Genomic DNA, 19,762 nt, shown 5'->3' with positions numbered 1-19,762 from the left:
GAATGGAACAAACCGCAAAAGGAAGCGTTATGAGTCAGTATCAGTGCCTGCCCCTGGAGCAGTTCGATGCCCTGGCCCGCCAAAGTGGCGTGCAGGTGGTCGATATCCGGGATCCCAACGCCTTTGCCGCCGGCCACATCCCCGGGGCGCTGCACCTGCACAACGGCAACCTGGCCGAGTTCATCCTCAACGCCGAGTTTGAGCAGCCCCTGGTGGTCTGCTGCTACCACGGGATCTCCAGCCAAAGTGCCGCCGCCTACCTGGCGGAGCAGGGCTTTGAGCAGGTCTACAGCCTGGATGGCGGATTCGAGGGCTGGCAGAAGCGCCAGCAGGCGATCACCCCATGATGGAGATCGGGGTACTGGGGGATCCCCGGGCCGCCCAGGCGTTGGTGGATTACATGAAGTCCAAGGGGATCACCGCCCGCTTCGAGCGCGCCGAGGACGGCGTAGCGGTGCTGGTGGAGGCGGAGCACTACCACCGGGGCCGGGAGGAGTTCGAGCGCTTCGTGGCCAACCCCTACCACAAGCGCTACATGGCCGCCTCCTGGCAGTCCGGTGACGCCCAGGCCCGGTTCCAGTATGGCGGGGGAGGCAGCCTGTGGCGCAGCTTCCTGGCCGGGGCCGGCCCTCTTACCCTGTCGGTGCTGGCGGTGGTGGCGGGGATCTGGGTATTCTGGATCCTCGGTTTCAACCAGCTCATCTTCAACTGGACCCACTTCTTCCCCACCTGGGAGGCGATGGGCCAGGGCCAGTGGTGGCGCATCTTCACCCCGTCGCTCATCCACTTCTCCGCCATGCACGTGATCTTCAACCTGCTGTGGTGGTGGTACCTGGGGGGGCGCATCGAGCGGTTCCAGGGCAGCGGCACCCTGCTGATCCTGCTACTGGTGGCAGGCACCCTGCCCAACCTGGCCCAGTTTGCCTTTGTGGGCCCCAATTTCGGTGGGCTCTCCGGGGTGGTCTACGCCCTGGTGGGCTACTGCTGGATCCGCGGCAGGTTGGATCCGGCCTCGCCGCTGGCGCTGCCGCCGGCCTACGTGGGCTTTTTGCTGCTGTGGCTGGTGATGGGCTTTATGGGCTTTATGAACATGGCCAACGCCGCCCACCTGGGGGGCCTGCTGGTAGGGATGGGCCAGGCGGCCCTAGACAGCCGCCGGCGCTGAGGCTCAGTCGTAGAGGTAGCGGGTGAACAGCAGGTTGGCCACCAGGGGCTGACCCACCTCCTTGGCCAGCAGGGCGTTGACGGTGTCGTAGCAGTCCCGGCGGATCTGCTCCCGACCGCTCAGCGATTTGATCTTCTCCTCCGGCTGCTGGCCGAGGATCTCAACGATGGTGGCGCGGATCAGCGGTGCGTGGTGCTCCACCAGCTCCATGGTGTCGGCGTCCTTGAGCATCAGTTCGACGCTGACCCGGACAAAGCCCAGCCGCTTGCGCGGTGAGACGTAGTTGGTGACGATCTCCGGCTCCAGGCCGTAGTAGCCGTAGTTGTCGTGGGCAATGGGGGCGGCCTCTTCCTCGGCCAGGCCCGGCAGGCTCACCAGGGCGGCCACCAGGAGTATCATCCATCTTACTGTTTTCATTGCTACAAATTAGTCTGCTTCCTTGGCGCCTATAGTAGCTTATTTTGACGACAAAGGTTCAACCTTGGTTTGCGCCCGGTTTTTGCTACCATGGGCGCCAGAGCACCCCGTAGGAGCCCCGGATGCAGGCCCTTATCGCCGAACGGTCGCAACCGCTGCCGCCGGCCCTGGCCAGTTGGTTGCAGGACAAAAACTCCCTGACCCTCAGGTTGAAAACCCAGTGTCGCCAATTCGACGTGCGACGGCTGGGGGAGTGGCGTGCGCCCGCCGCCCAGGAGGGCCCCGGCTGGCAGGCCGGCGATCCTTTGTGGCATCGCGAAGTCTTGCTGCTGCTCGATGGCGTGCCCTGGGTCTACGCCCTGACCGAGGTGCCCCTGGCCACCTTTGCCGCCGGCGATATCGACTTCCAGACCCTGGGAGAGCGCCCTTTGGGGGAGCTGCTGTTCGCCACCGACAGCTTAAGCCGCGGCAGCCTGACCTTCACCCGCCACGACGTCGACAGCCGGGCCGGGCAAGTCGCCCTGGAGCTGGGCCAGCCCCTGAGCCACCCCCTGTGGGGCCGCAGTCGCCAGTTTACCCTCTCCGACAGGCCCCTGAGGGTCAACGAGATCTTCCTGCCGGCGGCGGAGCGTGCCCTAGGCGCCTAACCCCAACTCCCTGACCTCAAAGCCAAAAACTCTCCTCCCGGAGGAGGGTTTCGACCACGGCATCGATTCCGTGATCCTCGCCTCGTTGTGACCGCCCCTGGTTGGCGTTCGGTGAACTTTCCGTCACACTAAGGGTCATGACAAGCATGAGACTCACCGCGATGCGACTGTTCAGTACCCTGATGCTGATTGTCGCCCTGATCAGCCAGGGCGCGGTGGCCCGTGTGCATCTGATGCCGGATCTGTCCGCTACCGAGATGGCGGCGATGCACGGCGACCATGGCCATCATGGCGACGCCAGCATGGCGGCCAGCCACTGCGGCCAGCCCATGCCCCCCAGCCACGACTGCTGCGATCACGGCGCCCAGACCCAGCCGATGGAGTGCCACGACGCCAGTCAGCCCTGCAACGGCGATTGCGGCATGTGCAAGGTGTTCAGTCCCGCCGGCGTGGCGCTGCTCGGCAGCGTCTTTCCCAGTTTGACCCCCAGTCCTGAGCGCGCCCTGCCTCAGGCCAAGTCGTTCCACTCCGTGGCCCTGTCCCAGGACAGCAAGCCGCCCATCGCCTGACTCCCCATTCACACCCGCGATCCCAGACGACTTTGACACCCGTCTGTGTTGTACCGATCCCCGCGATGCCGCGTGGACGCGGGGATCACCGGCCTTGAGCCACACTTGAATGTAATTGGAGTCATCATGACCAAGCTGTTTTCCCGTGCCGTGGCCCTGGGTGCCCTGGCGCTGTCCCTGATCCTCTCCCCGCTGGCGTTGGCCAATGAGGCCCACCATGGCACCCATCACGGTGCCCACACCGAAGCCCAGGCCGCCCATTGCCCCCACGGCAAACAGGCCAGCGCCCATAAGGGGTGCTGCGGCCAGGCCAAGGGCGAAGCCTGCCCCCATGGCGGCCATCACGGCAAACACCACGCCACGAGTGCCGACACCCACGCCTGCCCCATGCACCCCAAGGTGACCGGCATCGCCGGCGACGACTGCCCCAAGTGCGGCATGAAGCTGGAGCCGGTGGCCCAGGCCGACACCCACGCCTGCCCCATGCACCCCAAGGTGATCGGCATCGCCGGTGACGACTGCCCCAAATGCGGCATGAAGCTGGAGCCGGTGGCCCAGGCCGCCACCCACCACTGCCCCATGTGCCCCGGTGTGGTCGGCCAGGCCGGTGATACCTGCCCCCACTGCGGCATGAACCTGGAACCCAACGACGACCCGACCGGTCACGGCCACCACTAAGACGGTCAAGGAGAGCCTGTAATGTGCACGAAATGCCAATGTGGCGGCCAGGACCGTCAAACCAAGGTGAAGACCCGGGTGGCCACCGCCATCGTTCTGGCCCTGGCCTTGGCGCCGGTGGCCTGGACGCTGGCCCACGCCGAGCCGGCGGCCGCCACAGCAGCGGCACAGGAGCAGGCTCATACCCACGCCTGTCCCATGCACCCGAATGAGACCGGGGTGGCCGGAGACCGGTGCCCCCTCTGCAACATGTTTCTGACCGAGGTGGAGGACGACCACGCCGGTCACGACCACAGCGGCCACGACGCGGCCGCCCACACCCACGCCTGCCCCATGCACCCGGACGAAACCGGGGTGGCCGGGGACCGGTGCCCCATCTGCAACATGTTCCTGACCGAAGCTGAGGGCGAGGCGGACCACGCCGGTCACGACCACAGCGGCCACGACATGCAGCTGGACTCGCTGCCCGAGGCCCCGGCCCTGGAAGCGGCCACCAGCGGTGGTGAGGCCACCATCAAGTACGTCTGCCCCATGCACCCGCAGATCGTCTCCGACGTTCCCAGCACCTGTCCCATCTGTGGCATGAACCTGGAGAAGGTGGAGATGGGGGCGGCCAGCGAAGAGGTGGTGGTGGGCGTCTCCGGCGGCATGCAGCAGGCCTTGGGGGTGCGCACCGAGACCGTCGAGCGCGGCAGCCTGTGGCGCTACGTCAAAACCCTGGGTACGGTGCAATACAACGAGGACGCCATCTCCCACATCCACACCCGGGTGACCGGCTGGGTGGAGAGGTTGGCGGTCAACTCCATCGGCCAGAAGGTGGAGCAGGGTCAGCTGCTCTACGAGCTTTACTCACCGGAGCTGGTCAACGCCCAGGACGATTACCTGCAGGCGCTGGATTACATCGGTGCCGATGCCCGTCGTGGCAAGGAGTTGCTGCGCAAGGCCCAGCTGCGCCTGGAGCTGCTGGGGATCAGCGACTCGGTGATCCGACAGTTGGAGCGCACCCGTCAGAGCCTCTACCGGGTGCCCTTCTACGCACCTCACTCCGGGGTGGTCAGCGCCATGGACATCCGCGACGGCATGTACATCCAGCCCGGCAACACCCAGATCGAGCTGGTGGATCTCTCCACCGTCTGGGTCATCGCCGACGTGTTTGAAAACGAGCAGAGCTGGCTGGAGGTGGGGCGTCCGGCGGACGTGACCGCCGCCGCCCAGGGGCTGTTCGAGATCGAGGGGCAGATCGATTACATCTACCCGGAGCTGGACCCGGTCACCCGCTCCATGCAGGTGCGGGTCAAGCTGGACAACCCGGGCCAGCAACTGCGCCCCGGCTCCCTGGTGGACGTCGAGCTCTACGGCGGGCCGCGCCGCAACCTGCTGATCGTGCCCACTGAGGCCCTGATCCTCACCGGCCGGGAGAACCGAGTGGTGGTGCAGCGAGAGGAGACCGGCTTCGCGTCGGTGCCGGTGCGCCTGGGGATGATAAGCCAAGGCCGGGCCGAGGTGCTCGAGGGGCTGGAGGAGGGGGATCGCATCGTGGTCTCCGGCCAGTTCCTGCTCGACTCCGAGGCCAGCATCCAGGGCAGCCTGCGGCGCATGAGCCAGGGCAACGCGGCGCCGGCCGAGGGGGCCGATCCCCACGCCGGTCACAACCACTAAGGGGGGCACGAGATGCTTGAAAGAATCATCAGCGCCTCCCTGCGCCAGCGTGCCATGGTGCTGATCATCACCGCGGTGGTGGCGCTCTATGGCTGGCAGGCGATGCGCAGCACGCCGCTGGACGCCCTGCCGGACCTCTCCGACGTCCAGGTGATCATCAAAACCTCCTACCCGGGCCAGGCGCCTCAGCTGGTGGAGGACCAGATCACCTACCCGCTCTCCACCGCCATGCTGGCGGTGCCCGGGGCCCAGACGGTGCGCGGCTTCTCCATGTTTGGCGACAGCTTCGTCTACGTCATCTTCGAGGACGGCACCGACATCTACTGGGCCCGCTCCCGGGTGCTGGAGTACCTCTCCCAGATCCAGGGGCAACTGCCGCCGGGGGTGACCCCGGCCTTGGGCCCGGACGCCTCCGGGGTGGGCTGGGTGTTCCAGTACGCCCTGGTGGATCGCACCGGCCACCAGGACCTGGCCCAGCTGCGTTCGTTGCAGGACTGGTTCATCAAGCTGGAGCTGCAAAGCGTGGCCGGGGTGTCCGAGGTGGCCACCGTCGGCGGCATGGAGCAGGCCTACCAGATCGTGGTGGACCCCCACAAGTTGGCGCTCTACCAGCTGGATCTGATGGCAGTGAAGCAGGCGCTGGACAACGCCAACGCCTCGGTGGGCGGCTCGGTGATCGAGATGGCCGAGGCGGAGTACATGATCACCGCCTCCGGCTACCGCCAATCCCTTAAGGATTTCGAAGAGATCCCCCTGGGTCTGGTGTCCGAGTCCGGCACTCCGGTGCTGATGAAGGACGTGGCCCAGCTGCGCACCGGCCCGGCGGCCCGCCGGGGCATCGCCGAGCTGGACGGCCAGGGCGAGGTGGTGGGGGGCATCGTGGTGATGCGCTACGGCGAGAACGCCCTGACCACCATCGAGAACGTCAAGGCCAAGCTCTCCGAGATCGAGGCGGGTCTGCCCGAAGGGGTGGAGCTGGTGATCACCTACGACCGCTCCGAGCTCATCCTGAACTCCGTGGACAACCTCAAGGGCAAAGTGATCGAGGAGATGCTGGTGGTGGCCCTGGTGTGCTTGGTGTTCCTGCTGCACGCTCGCTCCACCCTGGTGGCGGTGGTGACCCTGCCGCTCTCCATCCTCATCAGCTTTATCGTTATGGGCTGGATGGGGGTCAACGCCAACATCATGTCCCTGGGGGGGATCGCCATCGCCATCGGCGCGGTGGTGGACGCCGCCATTGTGATGGTGGAGAACGCCCACAAACACCTGGAGCATTACCGGGAGACCCACGGCAAGGCCCCGGAGGGGGAGGCCCACTGGCGCCTGATCAAGGACGCTTCGGTAGAGGTGGGGCCGGCGCTGTTCTTCAGTTTGCTGATCATCACCCTGAGCTTTATCCCGGTGTTCGCCCTGGAAGCCCAGGAGGGGCGGCTGTTCCACCCCCTGGCCTACACCAAGACCTTCGCCATGGCCGCCTCCGCCATCCTGGCCATCACCCTGATCCCGGTGCTGATGGGCTACTTCGTCCGCGGCAAGATCCCCGATGAGCGCAAGAACCCGGTCAGCCGGCTGCTGATCGCGCTCTACCAACCGGCCCTCAAGGCCGTGCTGCGCTTTCCCAAGATCACCCTGTTGGTGGCCCTGGTGGCCCTGGGCAGTGCCTGGTACCCCATGACCCAGATGGGCTCGGAGTTTATGCCCGAGCTGGAGGAGGGGGATCTGCTCTACATGCCCACCACCTTGCCCGGGGTGAGCGCCGGCAAGGCGGCGGAGATCCTGCAGCAGACCGACCGGCTGATTAAAACCGTGCCCGAGGTGAAGCGGGTGTTCGGCAAGGTGGGGCGGGCGGACACGGCGACGGATCCGGCGCCGCTGACCATGCTGGAGACCACCATCATGCTCAAGCCCCGCAGCGAATGGCGCGAGGGGCAGACCATGGAGGGGATCATCGCCGACCTGCAGCGCACCGTGAAGGTGCCGGGGATCACCAACGCCTGGGTGCAGCCGATCAAGACCCGCATCGACATGCTCTCCACCGGCGTGCGCACCCCCATCGGGGTCAAGATCTCCGGGGCCAACGTCGACGAGTTGCAGCGCATCGGCGCCGAGGTGGAGGCGATCCTCGCGCCCCTGCCGGGCACCACCTCCGCCTTTGCCCAGCGCACCGGCGGCGGCCGCTACATCGACATCGAGCCCAAGCTCACCGCCGCGGCCCGCTACGGCATGACCCTCAAGGACATCCAGGACGTGGTGCAGATGGCCATCGGCGGCATGACCGTGGGCGAGTCGGTCCAGGGTCAGGAGCGCTACCCCATCAACATCCGCTACCCGCGGGAGTTGAGGGACGACATCGAGAAGCTGCGCAACCTGCCGGTGCTGACCAAGACCGGTAAGTACGTGCCGCTGCAGAACCTGGCGACCCTGACCATCACCGACGGCGCCCCCATGCTGGCCAGTGAGAACGGCCGGCTGATCTCTTGGGTCTTTGTCGACATCCAGGGGCTCTCCATCGGCGAGTACATCCAGCAGGCCCGCACCGCCCTGGATGAGCAGTTGAGCCTGCCGCCGCGCTACTCGGTCAGCTTCGCCGGCCAGTACGAGTACATGCAGCGGGTGGAAGCCAAGATGGAGCTGGTGATCCCCATGATGCTGGCGGTGATCTTCCTGCTGCTGATGATGACCTTCGGTTCCGTGGCCCAGGCCTCGGTGATCATGCTGAGCCTGCCCTTCGCCCTGGTGGGTAGCGCCTGGCTGCTCTACCTGCTGGGTTACAACCTGTCGGTGGCGGTGGCGGTGGGGATGATCGCCCTGGCCGGCGTGGCGGCGGAGTTTGGCGTGGTGATGCAGGTGTACCTCAACAACACCATCAAGGCTCACAAGGTGAAGGGGCTGATGCGCCACGAGCAGGATCTTAAGGACGCCCTGATCGAGGGGGCGGTGATGCGGATCCGGCCCAAGGCGATGACGGTGGCCACCATCTTCTTCGGCCTGCTGCCCATCATGTGGGGCAGCGGCACCGGGAACGAGGTGATGCAGAAGATCGCCGCGCCCATGGTGGGCGGCATGGTCACCGCACCTTTGCTGTCGCTGTTTGTGATCCCGGCCATCTACCTGCTGCTTTACCGGCGGGGGCTGGGGGCGCCCAGTGAAGTACCGGCGAAGGCTGGGTAAATAACCCCAAGGTTGGCGCGAAGGACACAACCCTTCGCGACAGCATGGCGATTTCGCCCTAATCAGGAGCGTGCAATGAAAATCGGCCAGGTGGCCCGGGAGACCGGGCTCAGCATCAAGGCGATCCGCTACTACCACGACATCGGTCTGGTGGTGGCCGAGCGTGGCGATAACGGTTACCGGGCCTACTCCCGGGCCCAGGTGGACCAGCTGCGCTTTATCGCCCGCAGCAAGGCCCTGGGCTTCACCCTGGAGCAGTGCGGCGAGCTGCTGTCACTGCAACAACGCACCGACCGCACCGCGGCCGAGGTCAAGGCCCTGGCGGCCGACCAACTGGCCCTGGTGCGGGACAGGATCACCCAGCTGCAGGCCCTGGAGGCCCGGCTGAACGATCTGGTGGGCCGCTGTCACGGCGGCGCCGGCCCCCAGTGCCCCATTCTGGACTCCCTCAGCGGTGAGGCCGAGTCCCCAATATCAAGCTGTAAGGATTAACCCGAAATGAAAAAACTGACTCTCTCCGCTTTGCTGATCCTGGGCCTGAGCGCCTGCGGCCAGAGCGCCACCGACAAGCAAGCGGCCGAGTTTGCCGCCCTGGACCACCAGGCGGCGGTGCTGCAGGGGCACCAGTGGTACAAGAACGACGAGGGGATCGTGGTGCGGGTGCACCCGGACCGGGTCAACGCCATCTTCGCCGACGGCACCGAAGCCAGCGTGGCGATCCCCGAGGAGCAGTTCTACCTCTCCATCGCCCCCTGGGCCACCTTCACCCACCCCTGTGGCAACCACGTGCCCACCGGCTGCACCGGTGAGCTGATCGGCCAGACCATGCACATGAGCGCGGTGGACATCGAGAGCGGCGAGGAGATCCTCAACCAGATGATCACCACCCAGCACGATGGTTTTATCGACTTCTGGGTGCCCGCCAAGCGTCAGCTCGCGTTCACCTTCCACTACGAGCACCCGGAGCTGGGCTTGCTGGAAGCGAAGGAGGTGCTGCCCACCTTCGAGGACAGCCGCACCTGCATCACCACCATGCAGCTCAAACCCATGGACGGCAGTGCCCCGGTGCACCAGGCCGAGGCCGGTGGCCACGGCCACCACCATTGAGCAGCAAAACGGGGCCCCTTGGCCCCGTTTTTTGTTCTGGACGACAGCGATTTTCCCGGGCAGGGCGGCAGCGTAATGGTATCAGTAGCGGCTTTAGTTGAGGCGGGTTTGATCCCGGTCAAGGCCCTTGAAACCGGGGCTTCTAAGCTTATCAGGATAAACTAATTTAATGAGGGAAGAGCGAATGAAACGCGCGATCTGGTTGCTGGCCGGGCTGTTGGCCGGCTGCGGTGGGGGCGATGGCGACAGCGGCCCGGGCGGTCCGGATCCGGCGCCGACCCAGGGACTCTCCATCGGCCTGTCGGATGCGCCGGCGGACGGGGTGGATCACCTGGTGTTGCAGATGCACAGCCTGGAGCTCACCCCCCACGGGCATATGGGGGGTCATCATGGCGGGGGGGATCCCATCATGGTGGATCTGGCCCACCACAGGGTCGACATGCTGGCCTACCAGGGGGAGGACGCCTACCCCCTGCTCGAACACCATCCCCTGGAGGCGGGGCGCTACCGGGTGCGGCTGCACTGGACGCCAGGCCAGGGGGATGCCGGCTCCTACGTCACCGACGGCGATGGGCGTCATCCCTTACACGGTGATCACGACTACCTGGATCTGGGCGAGGTGACAATCGATGAGGGCAGCCACCACGGGTACACCCTGGAGCTGGACTTGCGCCAGGGGCTGCATCACGACGGCGAGCAGTACCAACTCTCCCACCACGGCCTGCGCTGGGTGGACGACCAGAGCATGGGGCATTTGATGGGCAGCGTCGAGGCCAGCTGGATCGCCGACTGCGAAGCGGATAATGCCGATTGGGCCGGGCCCGACAGCCGCTTTACCCACGTGGCCTACCTCTATCCCGCAGGCACCGCCCTGTCGGCGATGGACGATATGGCCCCGCAAGCGGAAGCGGACAAGGTCACGCCGCTGGCCACCAGTTGGGTGCACCATGACCACGACGGCAACTGGGTCTTCGCCATCGGCTACCTGCCGGCGGGCGACTACCAGGTGGGTTACAGCTGCCTGGGCCACCTGGATCAGCCAGAAACCAACGAAACCGAGGAGAGTGGCTTTGCCCTCTATCGGGACGGTGGAGCCCTGACCATCGATAGCGGAGATGGCGGTGGCCAGCACAACCGCCATCACTGCGGTGGCTGAGCCCCATTCGGGGCACAACAAGGCGAGCCCTCGGGCTCGCTTTTTTGGGCGCCGCACAGTGTCCAAAGGTAAGAAATTATCGCTAAACGATAAAAAATGTTGATCTTCGAGGGGCGGTGCCATTAGCTTGGTCTGGCATTCAAACGGAGGTGAAAGCGATGCAAGTGTTGGCCAAGTACCTGAGAAACGTGCAGAGCCGGATGATGATCTCCCTGGTGATGGCCCGGGCCCTGGGGCTGTTGCTGCTGGTGATGTCCGGCATTCGGCTGATGACGGGGCTCGAAGAGGGGGACGCCAGTGCGGCGCATCTGGCGTTGGTGCAGCTGTACCAACTGGGGCTGGGCCTGATGCTGCTGACCCTGGCGATCCGCCTGGTGAACAAGGCTGGCGAGTGGCAGCTGTTCAGCGCGGCCTGCCGACGCCTGGTGATCCTGTTGGCCCGGGTGGGGCTGGTGGCGTCGCTGCTGGTCAAACCCTGCGCCTTGATCCTGCTGGCCTATGGCCTGAACGCCGAGCTGCCCGAACCGGTGTTTCTCAGCTACGCCGCCCTGGTGGACTGGCCGGTGGTGGTGCTCTCGGGGCTGCTGCACCTGATGGCGGGGTTGCAGAAGCTGGGCGGCGACTGGAATGACGAGCGGGAGCTGACCATCTGATGGCCATCGTCATCCACCTGGACGTGATGCTGGCCAAGCGCAAGATGAAGCTCAACGAGCTGGCCGCCGAGATCGGCATCACGCCACAAAACCTCAGCGTGCTGAAATCCGGCCGGGCCAAGGCGATCCGGTTCAGCACCCTGGAGGCGATCTGCCGGGCACTGGCGTGCCAGCCCGGCGACATCCTGGAGTACGAGCAAGGAGGCGAGGATGCAACCGATTGAGTTTACGCAGATGGTGGCCGGTCACGAGATCCGGGTGCTGTGCAGCGTCTGGAGCGGTCGAGAGCGGGTGCTGGTGGACGGCGTCGAGGTCAGCAACAAGCTGAGCTGGCGATTCAAAACCCTGCACCACATTGAGCTGGCGGGCCAACCCCTGGAGGTGGAGGTGCAGATCTCCAGTGTCTGGGAGGGGCGGCTCAGCGTGGTGTTCCGACATGCCGGGCAGACCCTGGCGGTGAGCCGCTGGGCGATGAGCCAGGCCGAGGAGAGCGACGAGGAGCGCCGTTGGCTGGCGGACTGGCGCCTGCCTACCTGGCTCAGCAGCCTGTTCTGGCTGCCCTACTTTGGCCTCTTGCTGCTGGACCTGCTGGTGTCCTTCGGCGACGACAGCGCCCTGTACCAGGGCGTGATCCCCCTGGCCCTCGCGGCCTTGGGAATCGCTGGCCTGGCCGTGCTGTTGGTCACCTGGTTACGGGGCATGACCCTCAGTGACGCGCGGCGCTGAGTCCCGCTCCCCCTGCTGCTGACAGGCCAGGCGCCAGCCGGCCGCCAGGTGGCGGGGGCTGAGGTGCGCCCGCTCAGCGCCGTGGATGGGGGTGCTTTCGGACAGCTGCACCCGGCAGCGGCCACACACCCCACCGCCCCCGCACTCGGAGCGCACCGCCAGGCCCTGGGCCGTCATGGCATCCAGTAGGGTCTGACCGCGCCCCAGGCGCACCCGCTGGGTGCCCTTGGGGCCGATGAGGGTGAGGCTTTGAGGCCGGTGCCAGGGCCAACGGTAGGCCCCTTGAGCCAGGTTGCGTCCCACCCAGACAAGCCCCGTGCCCGCCAGCCACAGGCTCATTAAGGCAAAGAGCCACATCAGGGGGTGGTTGAACCCGCCCTGGCCCAGGTAATCCATAAAGTGCAGTTTCAGCATCCAGGCCGCCTCCCGGCTGTGGCGGTTCTGGTGGGCCACCACCCGGCCGGAGGCGGCGTCGACAAAGACGACGGTGGACAGGTCGTCGTCGAAGGCCACCCGCCACAGGGGGTTGCCCTCCTTGGGCAGCTCAGCGCTGTAGGGCGCCAGCTGGACGGGTCTTAGTGGCGTGCCGGGACCCCGGTAGCTGGCCCGGGCCAGGGCGATGGCGTGCATTCCGTCGATCTCGGTGACCGTGCCGCTGACGGCGTCCACCAGGGTCATTGACTGGGGCTGGCGGGGATAGAGGGTGCGTTGGTGTTCGAGCCGGTAGTGGGGCTGGCCGGCCAGGTTCACCAGCGTCAGGCGCACCACCGGGGCGTGGGCGGCGAGCAGCGCCGCCGGGTCCATCAGCTCCGGCCCTAGGCCCGGTTCGGCCGGCACCGATTGCCGGTATTGCTGGCCGCCGATCCGCTGGTGATCCACCAGGTTGAAGTAGAGCCCGGTGCCCGCCCAGATCAGCATCTGCAGCCCCACCAGGGCGGCGGCCCATTTGTGCAGCTTGGCGATCATGCGCGCCTCCTCAGCCGATGGACCAGCAGCAGGGCGCCGCTGAGCCCGCCGGCCAGGGCCAGCAGGGCCGCCAGGCGCAGCAGCCCGTTGTCGATGTCGGCGCCGTCGTCGTAATCCAGGATGTGCAGGTACCACAGCAGATCGAACCAGCGCCAGTAGCGGTGGCGCTTGGTGACCACCTCACCGCTGTGCTGGGCAACGTAGAGACTGGTTTGCCCGAAGTCGTCGAAATCCACCCGCCACACCGGCAGCCAGCGGGGGCTGAGCTCCGAGGGGGCGTTGTCCCTGAGCAGGGTGATGCGGGCGAGCGCGCCGTCGCCCTGGTAGGCGGCACTGGCGATGGCCTGTGCCTGGGCTTTATCGATGGGGGGCAGGGGGCGGCCCGTTGTGGGGTCCAGTCGCAGGGTATCGCCGTCCAGGGAGAGGGTCAGCACCGGCTGGCCGGCCACCTGGGTCCAGGCCAGATCCTGTGCCTCGGGATAGCGGCTTAGGATCTCGGCCGGTGGCAGGGGGAAGTCCGCCTCGGACAGCGGCGTTTGCGGGGGCGCCACCAGGTGATCGCCGTGGATAAAGTGGATGTTCATGGCGGCGAAGTAACCGCCGCTCACGGCCCAGATCAGCATCTGCAGACCCACCACCAGCATCAGCCATTTGTGCAGCCGCCGGGCGGCGATGGCGCTCCGTGTCATACCCGTCTCATTCCTCCTGAATGGGGTTTCGAGTCTAGGGCACACCGCCGAAGCGGGGCAAGGGCCGGCGTGATGCCTGCCCGATGTTCAGCGCGGCTGGAACCAGCGCAGCCGGTTGGCGTTGGTCACCACCGTCAAGGAGGAGAGCGCCATTGCGGCCCCGGCCACCACGGGGTTGAGCAGGGTGCCGGTGAGCGGGTAGAGCACCCCGGCGGCGATGGGGATCCCCAGGCTGTTGTAGACAAAGGCGCCGAACAGGTTCTGCTTGATGTTGCGCAGGGTCGCCCGGGAGAGGGCGATGGCGTCCGCCACCCCGTGCAGGGAGGAGCGGATCAGCACGATGTCCGCCGAGGCCTTGGCGATGTCGGTGCCGGAGCCGATGGCGAAGCCCACGTCCGCCTGGGCCAGGGCCGGGGCGTCGTTGATGCCGTCGCCGGCCATGGCCACCACCCGGCCGTCGGCCTGCAGCTGGGCCAGCACCCGGGCCTTGTCTTCGGGGCGCATCTGCGCCTCGACGCGATCGATCTCCAGCTGGCGTGCCACCGCGGCGGCGGTGTCCGGGTGATCGCCGGTCAGCATCACCAGCTGGATCCCCTGGCGATGGAGGCGGTCGATGGCGGCCTTGGTGTCTTCTCTCACTGGATCGGCGATGGCCAGCAGCCCCAGGGCAGTGCCGTCGGCGGCCAGGTAGACCGGGGTCTTGCCCTCGCCGGCCAGGCGGCCTGCGGCGCCGTCCAGGGCCTCGGTCTCCATTCCGTAATGTTGCATCAGCGCCCGGTTGCCCAGGGCCAGAGAATGCCCCTCCACGACGCCGGTGACCCCCAGGCCGCTGTGGGCGTCAAAATCCGTCACCGGCGGCAAGGGGTGATCCTTGGCGGCGGCCAGGATCGCCTCCGCCAGGGGGTGCTCCGATCCCTGCTCCAGGGCGGCGGCCAGGTGCAGCAGTCGGTCGGCGTCCACCCCGTCGGCGGGGACCTTATCCGTTACCGAGGGGCGGCCCTCGGTCAGGGTGCCGGTCTTGTCCACCACCAGGGTGTCCAGCCGGTCGGCGGTCTGCAGGGCCCGGCCCTCCCGCACCAGCAGCCCCAGCTGTGCGGCCTTGCCCACGCCGTTGATCACCGACATGGGGGTGGCCAGCCCCAGGGCGCAGGGGCAGGCGATGATCAGCACCGTGGTGAGCACCACCAGGGCGTGGCTCAGGCGGGGATCCGGCCCCACCAGGTACCAGGTCAGGGCGCTTACCAGGGCGATCACCACCACCACGGGGACGAACACAGCCGAGATCCGGTTGGCCAGGCTGGCGATGGGCAGCTTGCTGCCCTGGGCGTGGCGCACCAGTTCGATGATCTGGGCCAGGGCGGTGTCGGCCCCCACCCGCTCGGCCTGCATCACCAGGCTGCCCTGCTTGTTGAGGGTGCCGGCGCTCAGCGCATCCCCGGGGGCTTTGGCCACCGCCAGGGGCTCACCGGTGAGCATGGACTCGTCCACCCGGGAGCGGCCCTCCAGCACCTGGCCGTCCACCGGCACCTGCTCGCCGGGGCGCAGCCGCAGCCGGTCCCCCACCTGCACCAGGCGGATGGGCAGATCCTGCTCCCGGCCATCCCGCCACACCCGAGCGGTCTTGGGGCGCAGGGCCATCAACTGGCGCAGGGCGCTGTTGGTCTTGCCCTTGGCCCGGTGCTCCAACGCCTGCCCCAGGTTGATGAGGCCCAGGATCATCGCCGAGGCCTCGAAATAGAGGTGGCGGCTGGCGGCGGGGAAGCTGTCGGGGAAGAGCACCACCGCCATGGAAAAGGCCCAGGCGGTGCCGGTGCCCAGGGCGATCAGGGTGTCCATGGTGGCGCCGCCGTGCTTGAGCGCCTGCCAGGCGCCCCGGAAGAAGTGGCCGCCGGCAACCACCAGCAGCCCCAGGGTGAGCAGCCCGGCGATCCCCCACAGCCACTGGTCCTGGGTGTTGGTCACCGTCATGCCGTACAGGGTGCCGTAGATCATCATCCCGGTGCCCAGCCCCAGGGCCAGGGCCGCCCGGCCCAGTTGCTGGCGAAACGCCGCGCGATGGGGGGCGTCGTCCTCCAAAGGCAGAGGCTCGCTCACCTCACCGGGGTAGCCGACCCGCTCCAGTGCGGCCAACACCTCGGCCAGGGCGTAGTGGCCGCCGAGGGTGAGGCTTTTTTCCGCCAGGTTGACCTGCACCGAGGCCACCCCCGGCACGGCGCGGACCGCAGCCTCGATCTTGCCGACGCAGCCGGCGCAGCGCATCCCCGCCACCGACAGGCGATCCTGCTGCTCCACCAGGGGACGGGCGGGAAACCCGGCCTGAGCCAGTGCAGCGATCAGCGCCGGGGTCTCGGCACTGCCGGTTACCTCGACACTTTGCTCCGCCAGGTTCACCTGTACGCCGGTGACCCCGGCCTGGGGGGTCAGGGCGGATTCAATCTTGCCCACGCAGGCGGCGCAGCGCGCCCCCTCCAAAGCCAGTCTTACGGTCATAAGGCCATCCTCGATTCGATGGGAATGATCCGAGGCTAAAGTCTCCCACGGGGGGAGAGTCAAGGCGGTCGAGGCAAAACCCGGCGCTGTGTCGCTAAGCCGATGTTCCGGTTGCATTTTGAGCGTCGGGGACGGACAGTGAAACCAGACGGATTGGGGAGAGCAGCGAATGGAATGGCTGGCGATTGGGGTGGTCCTGGCGATGATCACCGGTGTGGTGATGGGGTACATCGCCTACTTTGGGGTGCAGAGACTGGCCCGGGAGCAGCGGGCCCTGCGCGCCGAGCTGGTCCAGTTGCGTCAGCGGCTCAATGCCCTGGCCCCCGCGCCCGCACCGGTCGCGCCCCCCAAGCCGGTCACCCACAGCACGCCGGAACCCAAGCCTCAGGCCGCCCCCTTCCCCGAACCGGCATCCTCCGCCCAGGGCCAGGCCCGGTTGCCGGGGGCAGCGGCCAGCGGCCCCTCGGATCCCTTCGACGGGCCGGCGCCCTGGCTGGTGTTTCTCCAGTCCCATTGGATGGTGCTGCTGGGGGGCCTCTCCCTGGCCCTGGCGGGGATCTTCCTGGTGCAGTACTCCATGGCCCTGGGCCTGCTGAGTCCCCCGGTGCGGGTGGCCATGGCGGTCACCTTCGGCGTAGCGCTGATCGCCCTGGCCAGCTGGCTCAAGCAGCACCGGGAGGATGGGGGGATCCACGCCCCTTGTGCCGGGGCCGGGGTGATGATCCTCTACGCCTGTGTGCTGGTCAGCGGGCCCCTGTATCGCTGGTTACCGGAGACTGGCGTTTTCCTGCTGCTGGCGGCGGTCTCCCTGGCGGCCATGGGCTTGGCCCTGCGCCACGGCCCGGTGTTGGCGGCGCTGGGGATCCTGGGCGCCTTCGCCGTGCCCCTTCTGGTCAAGACCGACAGCGCCAACCTGGCTGCGGCCTTGGGCTATGCCCTTATCGTGGCGGCGGGGGGCTTTGTGCTGCTGCGCCGGATCTACCGGGACTGGTTGTGGTGGGGCGTCTGGCTGCTGGCGCTGGCCTGGTTGCTGCTGTCCCTGGCCGAACCCGGTCAGCTGCAGGGCTGGCGCAGCCTCTACCTGACCGCCCTGATCTGGCTGGGCTTCGGGGCCCCCCTGCTGGGGTGGCGCCTGGATCAGAGCGACCGGGCCCTGGCCCGCCCGGCTGCCCTCCAGCGCAGCTTGCTGCTGCTGTGGGGGTGTTTGGCCCTGTGCCAGTGGGCGATCCTGGTGTTCGAAGCGCCCTCCATTGGGCGTTACGTCGGCGTTACCTGGCCCTTTTTCCTGGCGGTGATCCTAAGCCGCCACCCCCTGGCGGGGGCGCCGGCCTGGCCCTGGCTGATGCTGCTGGCGCCGCTGGCGGAGCTCTTTACCCTGGCCTGCGGGCCCTTGCAGCCGATCCTGGAGGGCCCGGATGCCCAGGCGTACGGCCTAATGGCCGCCGCATTGGCGATCACCGCGCTGGCGGTGGCCGGGCCCCTGGCCTGGCATCGACGCCGGGCGGATCTTGCCGCCCTGGCCTGCGCCGTACCAATGCTGATGGCCCTCTGGGTGGACCTGCGCCTGGGTCACCGGGTGGGCGCCGTGGTGCCGGTGTGGGGCTACCTGGGGCTGATGGCCGGTTACGCCGCGGCCCTGTGGCAGTGGCGGAGGGGACCGGCCTCCGATGGGGTGTCGGCGGTGGGGCTGTTGGCGGTCCAGGCCAGCCTGAGCCTGGCCCTGGTGGCGGCGTTTGGCGAGCTGCGGCTGACCCTGGCCCTGGCGTTGCAGTGGTGCAGCCTGATTGGCCTGGGACGCTACTTTGTCGGTCAACACACCGGCCGGGCCCTGGCCTGGGTGGCGCGGGCGCTGCTGTTGACGGTGCTGCTGCGCCTGACACTCAACCCCTGGTTGCCGGCCTATGGCGCCTCGGCCCAGAGTCTGCTCATCACCTACCTGGGCAGCTTCGTCCTGGCGGCCCTGGCGCTGTGGCAGTTGCATCGCCAGGCCTCCGGCACCCGACTGAGACAAAGCTTCGAGGTGGGGACGGTGCAGCTGGCGGCCTTGGCGGTGGCGGCCCTGACCCGCTATGGCCTCTACGGCGATCTCTTCGCCCCGCGGTTCGGCTGGCTGGAGGCGGCCATCTATGTGATGACCCTGCTGGTGGGCAGCGCCCTCTACCGCTACCGTCACCAGCGCCAACCCTCGACGCTGCTGCATCTGCTGGCGGAGCTGCAGCTGACCGCTGCCCTGGGGCTCTATGCCGTCTTTGCCCTGGGGCAAAACCCCCTGCTGGTGACTCAGTCCATCGGCGTTACTCCCCTGTGGAATCCGCTGCTGCTGGTCTACGGTTTGCCGGCGCTGCTGCTGGCGGGGCAAGCCTGGCTGCGCCGTGACGGGCTGCGCAGCGCCCTGGCGGCCCTAGCCGGGGCCATGGCGCTGCTCTACGCCATCCTCACCCTGCGACACCTCTGGCATGGCGCACTGGTGCCGGGCCTGCCCATGCTGCCCGGCGAGCTCTACTCCTACTCGGTGCTGGGGCTCGCCATCGGCATCGGCTTGATGGTCACCGCCGCCCGGCTCCAGCGTCCTCCACTGCAACACCTGGGCACCGCCGCGCTGCTGGTGGTGATCGTCAAGATCTTCCTCTGGGACATGGCGGGGCTGGACGGGTTGTGGCGGGTGGCCTCCTTCCTGGGCCTGGGGGTGACCCTCTTGGGGGTGGCCTATCTCTACAACCGGATGCGGCTGGAGCTGTCGGGGCAGGGCGGAGTGGCCTGAGGTTCAGAGGTACTGGGGATCCGGGATCAGCACCACCTCGAAGCGCTCCATGTAGAGGGGTTCATCGTCCAGCATCAGGTAGATGACCCACTCCCCCGCCTGCAGTTCCTCCTCGAACTCGAACTCCCACAGGACGGTGTTGGGCTGGCCGGGCAGCAGGTACTGCACCCAGCCGCTGGCGTCATGCCCCAGTGGCGGCATGGGGGGGTGCTGCACCACCACCTGCAGCTCCAGCGCCGATTCCCAGCGGGGATCCGGCTCGAAGCGGAAACCGAACAGGGTGCCCAGCTTGGCGGGGATCAGGGTGGAGTCGCGGACCAGCTCCGCGTCGTGATGATCGCCGTCAAACACCCCCTTGGCCAGCACCCGCCCCTGGGCCAGGGGGCTCAGCAGCAGGGTCAGCAGCAGTAACGCGGTGAGGCGCATGGGGGTTCCTAAGCGAAGGGTGACCCCCTCAGCTTAGGTGATCCCCGCCCTTGGGGGGCGGCGGTGGCCAAAGTTACTGGTTCTCCAGCAGCTTCTCGGCCTCCTCCTTGGCTTTCTGAGTCTGGACACCGGCTTCAGTCTTGGCCTCTTCGTAGGCCTGGCCGGCCGCCTCGCTGGCGTCGTGATAGGCGTCGGCCGCATCGGCCTTGGCGTCCTCATAGGCGTCCGCAGCGCCGGCTTTGGCATCTTCGTAGGCGGTGGCGGCGTCCGCCTTGGCGTCCTCGTAGGCCTCTCCGGCGGCCCCCTTGGCCTCCTGGTAGGCGTCGTCCGCCGCGCTCTTCGCGTCATCCAGGGCCTGGCTGGCTTCCGCCTTGGCCTTGTCCAGGGCGTCTTCCATCTCTTTTTGCTGCTGCTCACTGCAACCGGCCAGGGCCAGGGTGGCCAGCAGGGGGAGGGCGATGGCGTATCTCATGGTGCGATCT

General features: G+C 67.4%; 19 protein-coding genes and 1 pseudogene. 14 read left to right on the top strand and 6 right to left on the bottom strand.

Going from position 1 to position 19,762, the window contains the following annotated elements; all coding sequences use genetic code 11:
• The first annotated feature begins 29 nt into the window (after positions 1-29).
• Entirely contained in the window at positions 30-347 is a 318-nt protein-coding gene (glpE, locus tag KUV81_RS18380; protein ID WP_222545356.1) for a thiosulfate sulfurtransferase GlpE, read from the top strand.
• The gene (gene glpG, locus KUV81_RS18375; protein WP_222545355.1) at positions 344-1,165 is read left to right on the top strand and encodes a rhomboid family intramembrane serine protease GlpG; all 822 of its coding nucleotides are present in this window, start codon (positions 344-346) and stop codon (positions 1,163-1,165) included. The genes glpE and glpG overlap by 4 nt, the downstream gene beginning before the upstream one ends.
• A gap of 3 nt (positions 1,166-1,168) precedes the next feature.
• On the opposite strand, the gene KUV81_RS18370 is transcribed toward glpG, so the two are convergent.
• Entirely contained in the window at positions 1,169-1,564 is a 396-nt protein-coding gene (locus tag KUV81_RS18370; RefSeq protein ID WP_261389498.1) for a flagellar basal body-associated protein FliL, read from the bottom strand.
• Between the two features lie 140 nt (positions 1,565-1,704).
• Between KUV81_RS18370 and KUV81_RS18365 the strand changes: the two genes are divergently transcribed.
• The 11 genes from KUV81_RS18365 (at position 1,705) to KUV81_RS18315 (ending at position 11,948) form a co-directional block, all read left to right on the top strand.
• Positions 1,705-2,229 carry a chorismate--pyruvate lyase family protein gene (locus KUV81_RS18365; protein ID WP_222545353.1) on the top strand — a complete coding sequence of 175 codons (525 nt, stop codon included), beginning with the start codon at positions 1,705-1,707 and terminating at the stop codon, positions 2,227-2,229.
• Between the two features lie 161 nt (positions 2,230-2,390).
• Positions 2,391-2,798, top strand: coding sequence for a hypothetical protein (locus KUV81_RS18360; protein WP_222545352.1), 408 nt, complete (start codon positions 2,391-2,393; stop codon positions 2,796-2,798).
• 126 nt (positions 2,799-2,924) lie between these two features.
• A complete protein-coding gene (locus KUV81_RS19805) occupies positions 2,925-3,476 on the top strand; it encodes a heavy metal-binding domain-containing protein (protein WP_261389497.1) in 552 nt (183 codons plus the stop codon).
• 21 nt (positions 3,477-3,497) lie between these two features.
• The gene (locus tag KUV81_RS18350) at positions 3,498-5,135 is read left to right on the top strand and encodes an efflux RND transporter periplasmic adaptor subunit (protein ID WP_222545351.1); all 1,638 of its coding nucleotides are present in this window, start codon (positions 3,498-3,500) and stop codon (positions 5,133-5,135) included.
• Positions 5,136-5,147: 12 nt separating this feature from the next.
• Entirely contained in the window at positions 5,148-8,306 is a 3,159-nt protein-coding gene (locus tag KUV81_RS18345; RefSeq protein ID WP_222545350.1) for an efflux RND transporter permease subunit, read from the top strand.
• Positions 8,307-8,381: 75 nt separating this feature from the next.
• Positions 8,382-8,798: a MerR family DNA-binding protein gene (locus KUV81_RS18340; protein WP_222545349.1), complete on the top strand. Its 417-nt coding sequence runs from the start codon at positions 8,382-8,384 to the stop codon at positions 8,796-8,798.
• Positions 8,799-8,804: 6 nt separating this feature from the next.
• The gene (locus KUV81_RS18335; protein ID WP_222545348.1) at positions 8,805-9,413 is read left to right on the top strand and encodes a CueP family metal-binding protein; all 609 of its coding nucleotides are present in this window, start codon (positions 8,805-8,807) and stop codon (positions 9,411-9,413) included.
• 184 nt (positions 9,414-9,597) lie between these two features.
• A complete protein-coding gene (locus KUV81_RS18330) occupies positions 9,598-10,569 on the top strand; it encodes a DUF4382 domain-containing protein (protein ID WP_222545347.1) in 972 nt (323 codons plus the stop codon).
• 158 nt (positions 10,570-10,727) lie between these two features.
• A complete protein-coding gene (locus KUV81_RS18325) occupies positions 10,728-11,222 on the top strand; it encodes a hypothetical protein (RefSeq protein WP_222545346.1) in 495 nt (164 codons plus the stop codon).
• Positions 11,222-11,446 carry a helix-turn-helix domain-containing protein gene (locus tag KUV81_RS18320; RefSeq protein ID WP_222545345.1) on the top strand — a complete coding sequence of 75 codons (225 nt, stop codon included), beginning with the start codon at positions 11,222-11,224 and terminating at the stop codon, positions 11,444-11,446. The genes KUV81_RS18325 and KUV81_RS18320 overlap by 1 nt, the downstream gene beginning before the upstream one ends.
• A complete protein-coding gene (locus KUV81_RS18315; protein ID WP_222545344.1) occupies positions 11,433-11,948 on the top strand; it encodes a hypothetical protein in 516 nt (171 codons plus the stop codon). Before KUV81_RS18320 ends, KUV81_RS18315 begins: the two co-directional genes overlap by 14 nt.
• On the opposite strand, the gene KUV81_RS19800 is transcribed toward KUV81_RS18315, so the two are convergent.
• The 3 genes and pseudogenes from KUV81_RS19800 to KUV81_RS18300 all read right to left on the bottom strand — a co-directional run bounded on the left by KUV81_RS19800 (position 11,913) and on the right by KUV81_RS18300 (position 16,093).
• Positions 11,913-12,287, bottom strand: a complete 375-nt coding sequence (locus KUV81_RS19800) for a 2Fe-2S iron-sulfur cluster binding domain-containing protein (protein WP_261389507.1) — start codon at positions 12,285-12,287, stop codon at positions 11,913-11,915. The genes KUV81_RS18315 and KUV81_RS19800 overlap by 36 nt on opposite strands.
• A gap of 15 nt (positions 12,288-12,302) precedes the next feature.
• Positions 12,303-13,537 (bottom strand): annotated as a pseudogene (locus KUV81_RS19795) (hypothetical protein); the annotation flags it as partial.
• Positions 13,538-13,690: 153 nt separating this feature from the next.
• Positions 13,691-16,093: a heavy metal translocating P-type ATPase gene (locus KUV81_RS18300; RefSeq protein WP_222545341.1), complete on the bottom strand. Its 2,403-nt coding sequence runs from the start codon at positions 16,091-16,093 to the stop codon at positions 13,691-13,693.
• A gap of 169 nt (positions 16,094-16,262) precedes the next feature.
• On the opposite strand from KUV81_RS18300, the gene KUV81_RS18295 reads away from it, so the two are divergent.
• On the top strand, positions 16,263-18,854 hold the full coding sequence (locus KUV81_RS18295; protein ID WP_222545340.1) for a DUF2339 domain-containing protein: 2,592 nt from the start codon (positions 16,263-16,265) through the stop codon (positions 18,852-18,854).
• Positions 18,855-18,857: 3 nt separating this feature from the next.
• Here KUV81_RS18295 and KUV81_RS18290 read toward each other — a convergent pair whose 3' ends face one another.
• Together KUV81_RS18290 and KUV81_RS18285 are read right to left on the bottom strand one after the other, a co-directional pair.
• A complete protein-coding gene (locus KUV81_RS18290; RefSeq protein ID WP_222545339.1) occupies positions 18,858-19,280 on the bottom strand; it encodes a DUF3859 domain-containing protein in 423 nt (140 codons plus the stop codon).
• Between the two features lie 73 nt (positions 19,281-19,353).
• Complete coding sequence (locus KUV81_RS18285) at positions 19,354-19,752, bottom strand: hypothetical protein (RefSeq protein ID WP_222545338.1); 399 nt, start codon at positions 19,750-19,752, stop codon at positions 19,354-19,356.
• Positions 19,753-19,762 lie beyond the last annotated feature (10 nt).

The sequence above is a fragment of the Ferrimonas balearica genome (genome assembly GCF_019802085.1).
Classification (GTDB): domain Bacteria; phylum Pseudomonadota; class Gammaproteobacteria; order Enterobacterales; family Shewanellaceae; genus Ferrimonas; species Ferrimonas balearica_B.
This window is presented reverse-complemented; position numbering and strand designations above follow the sequence as displayed.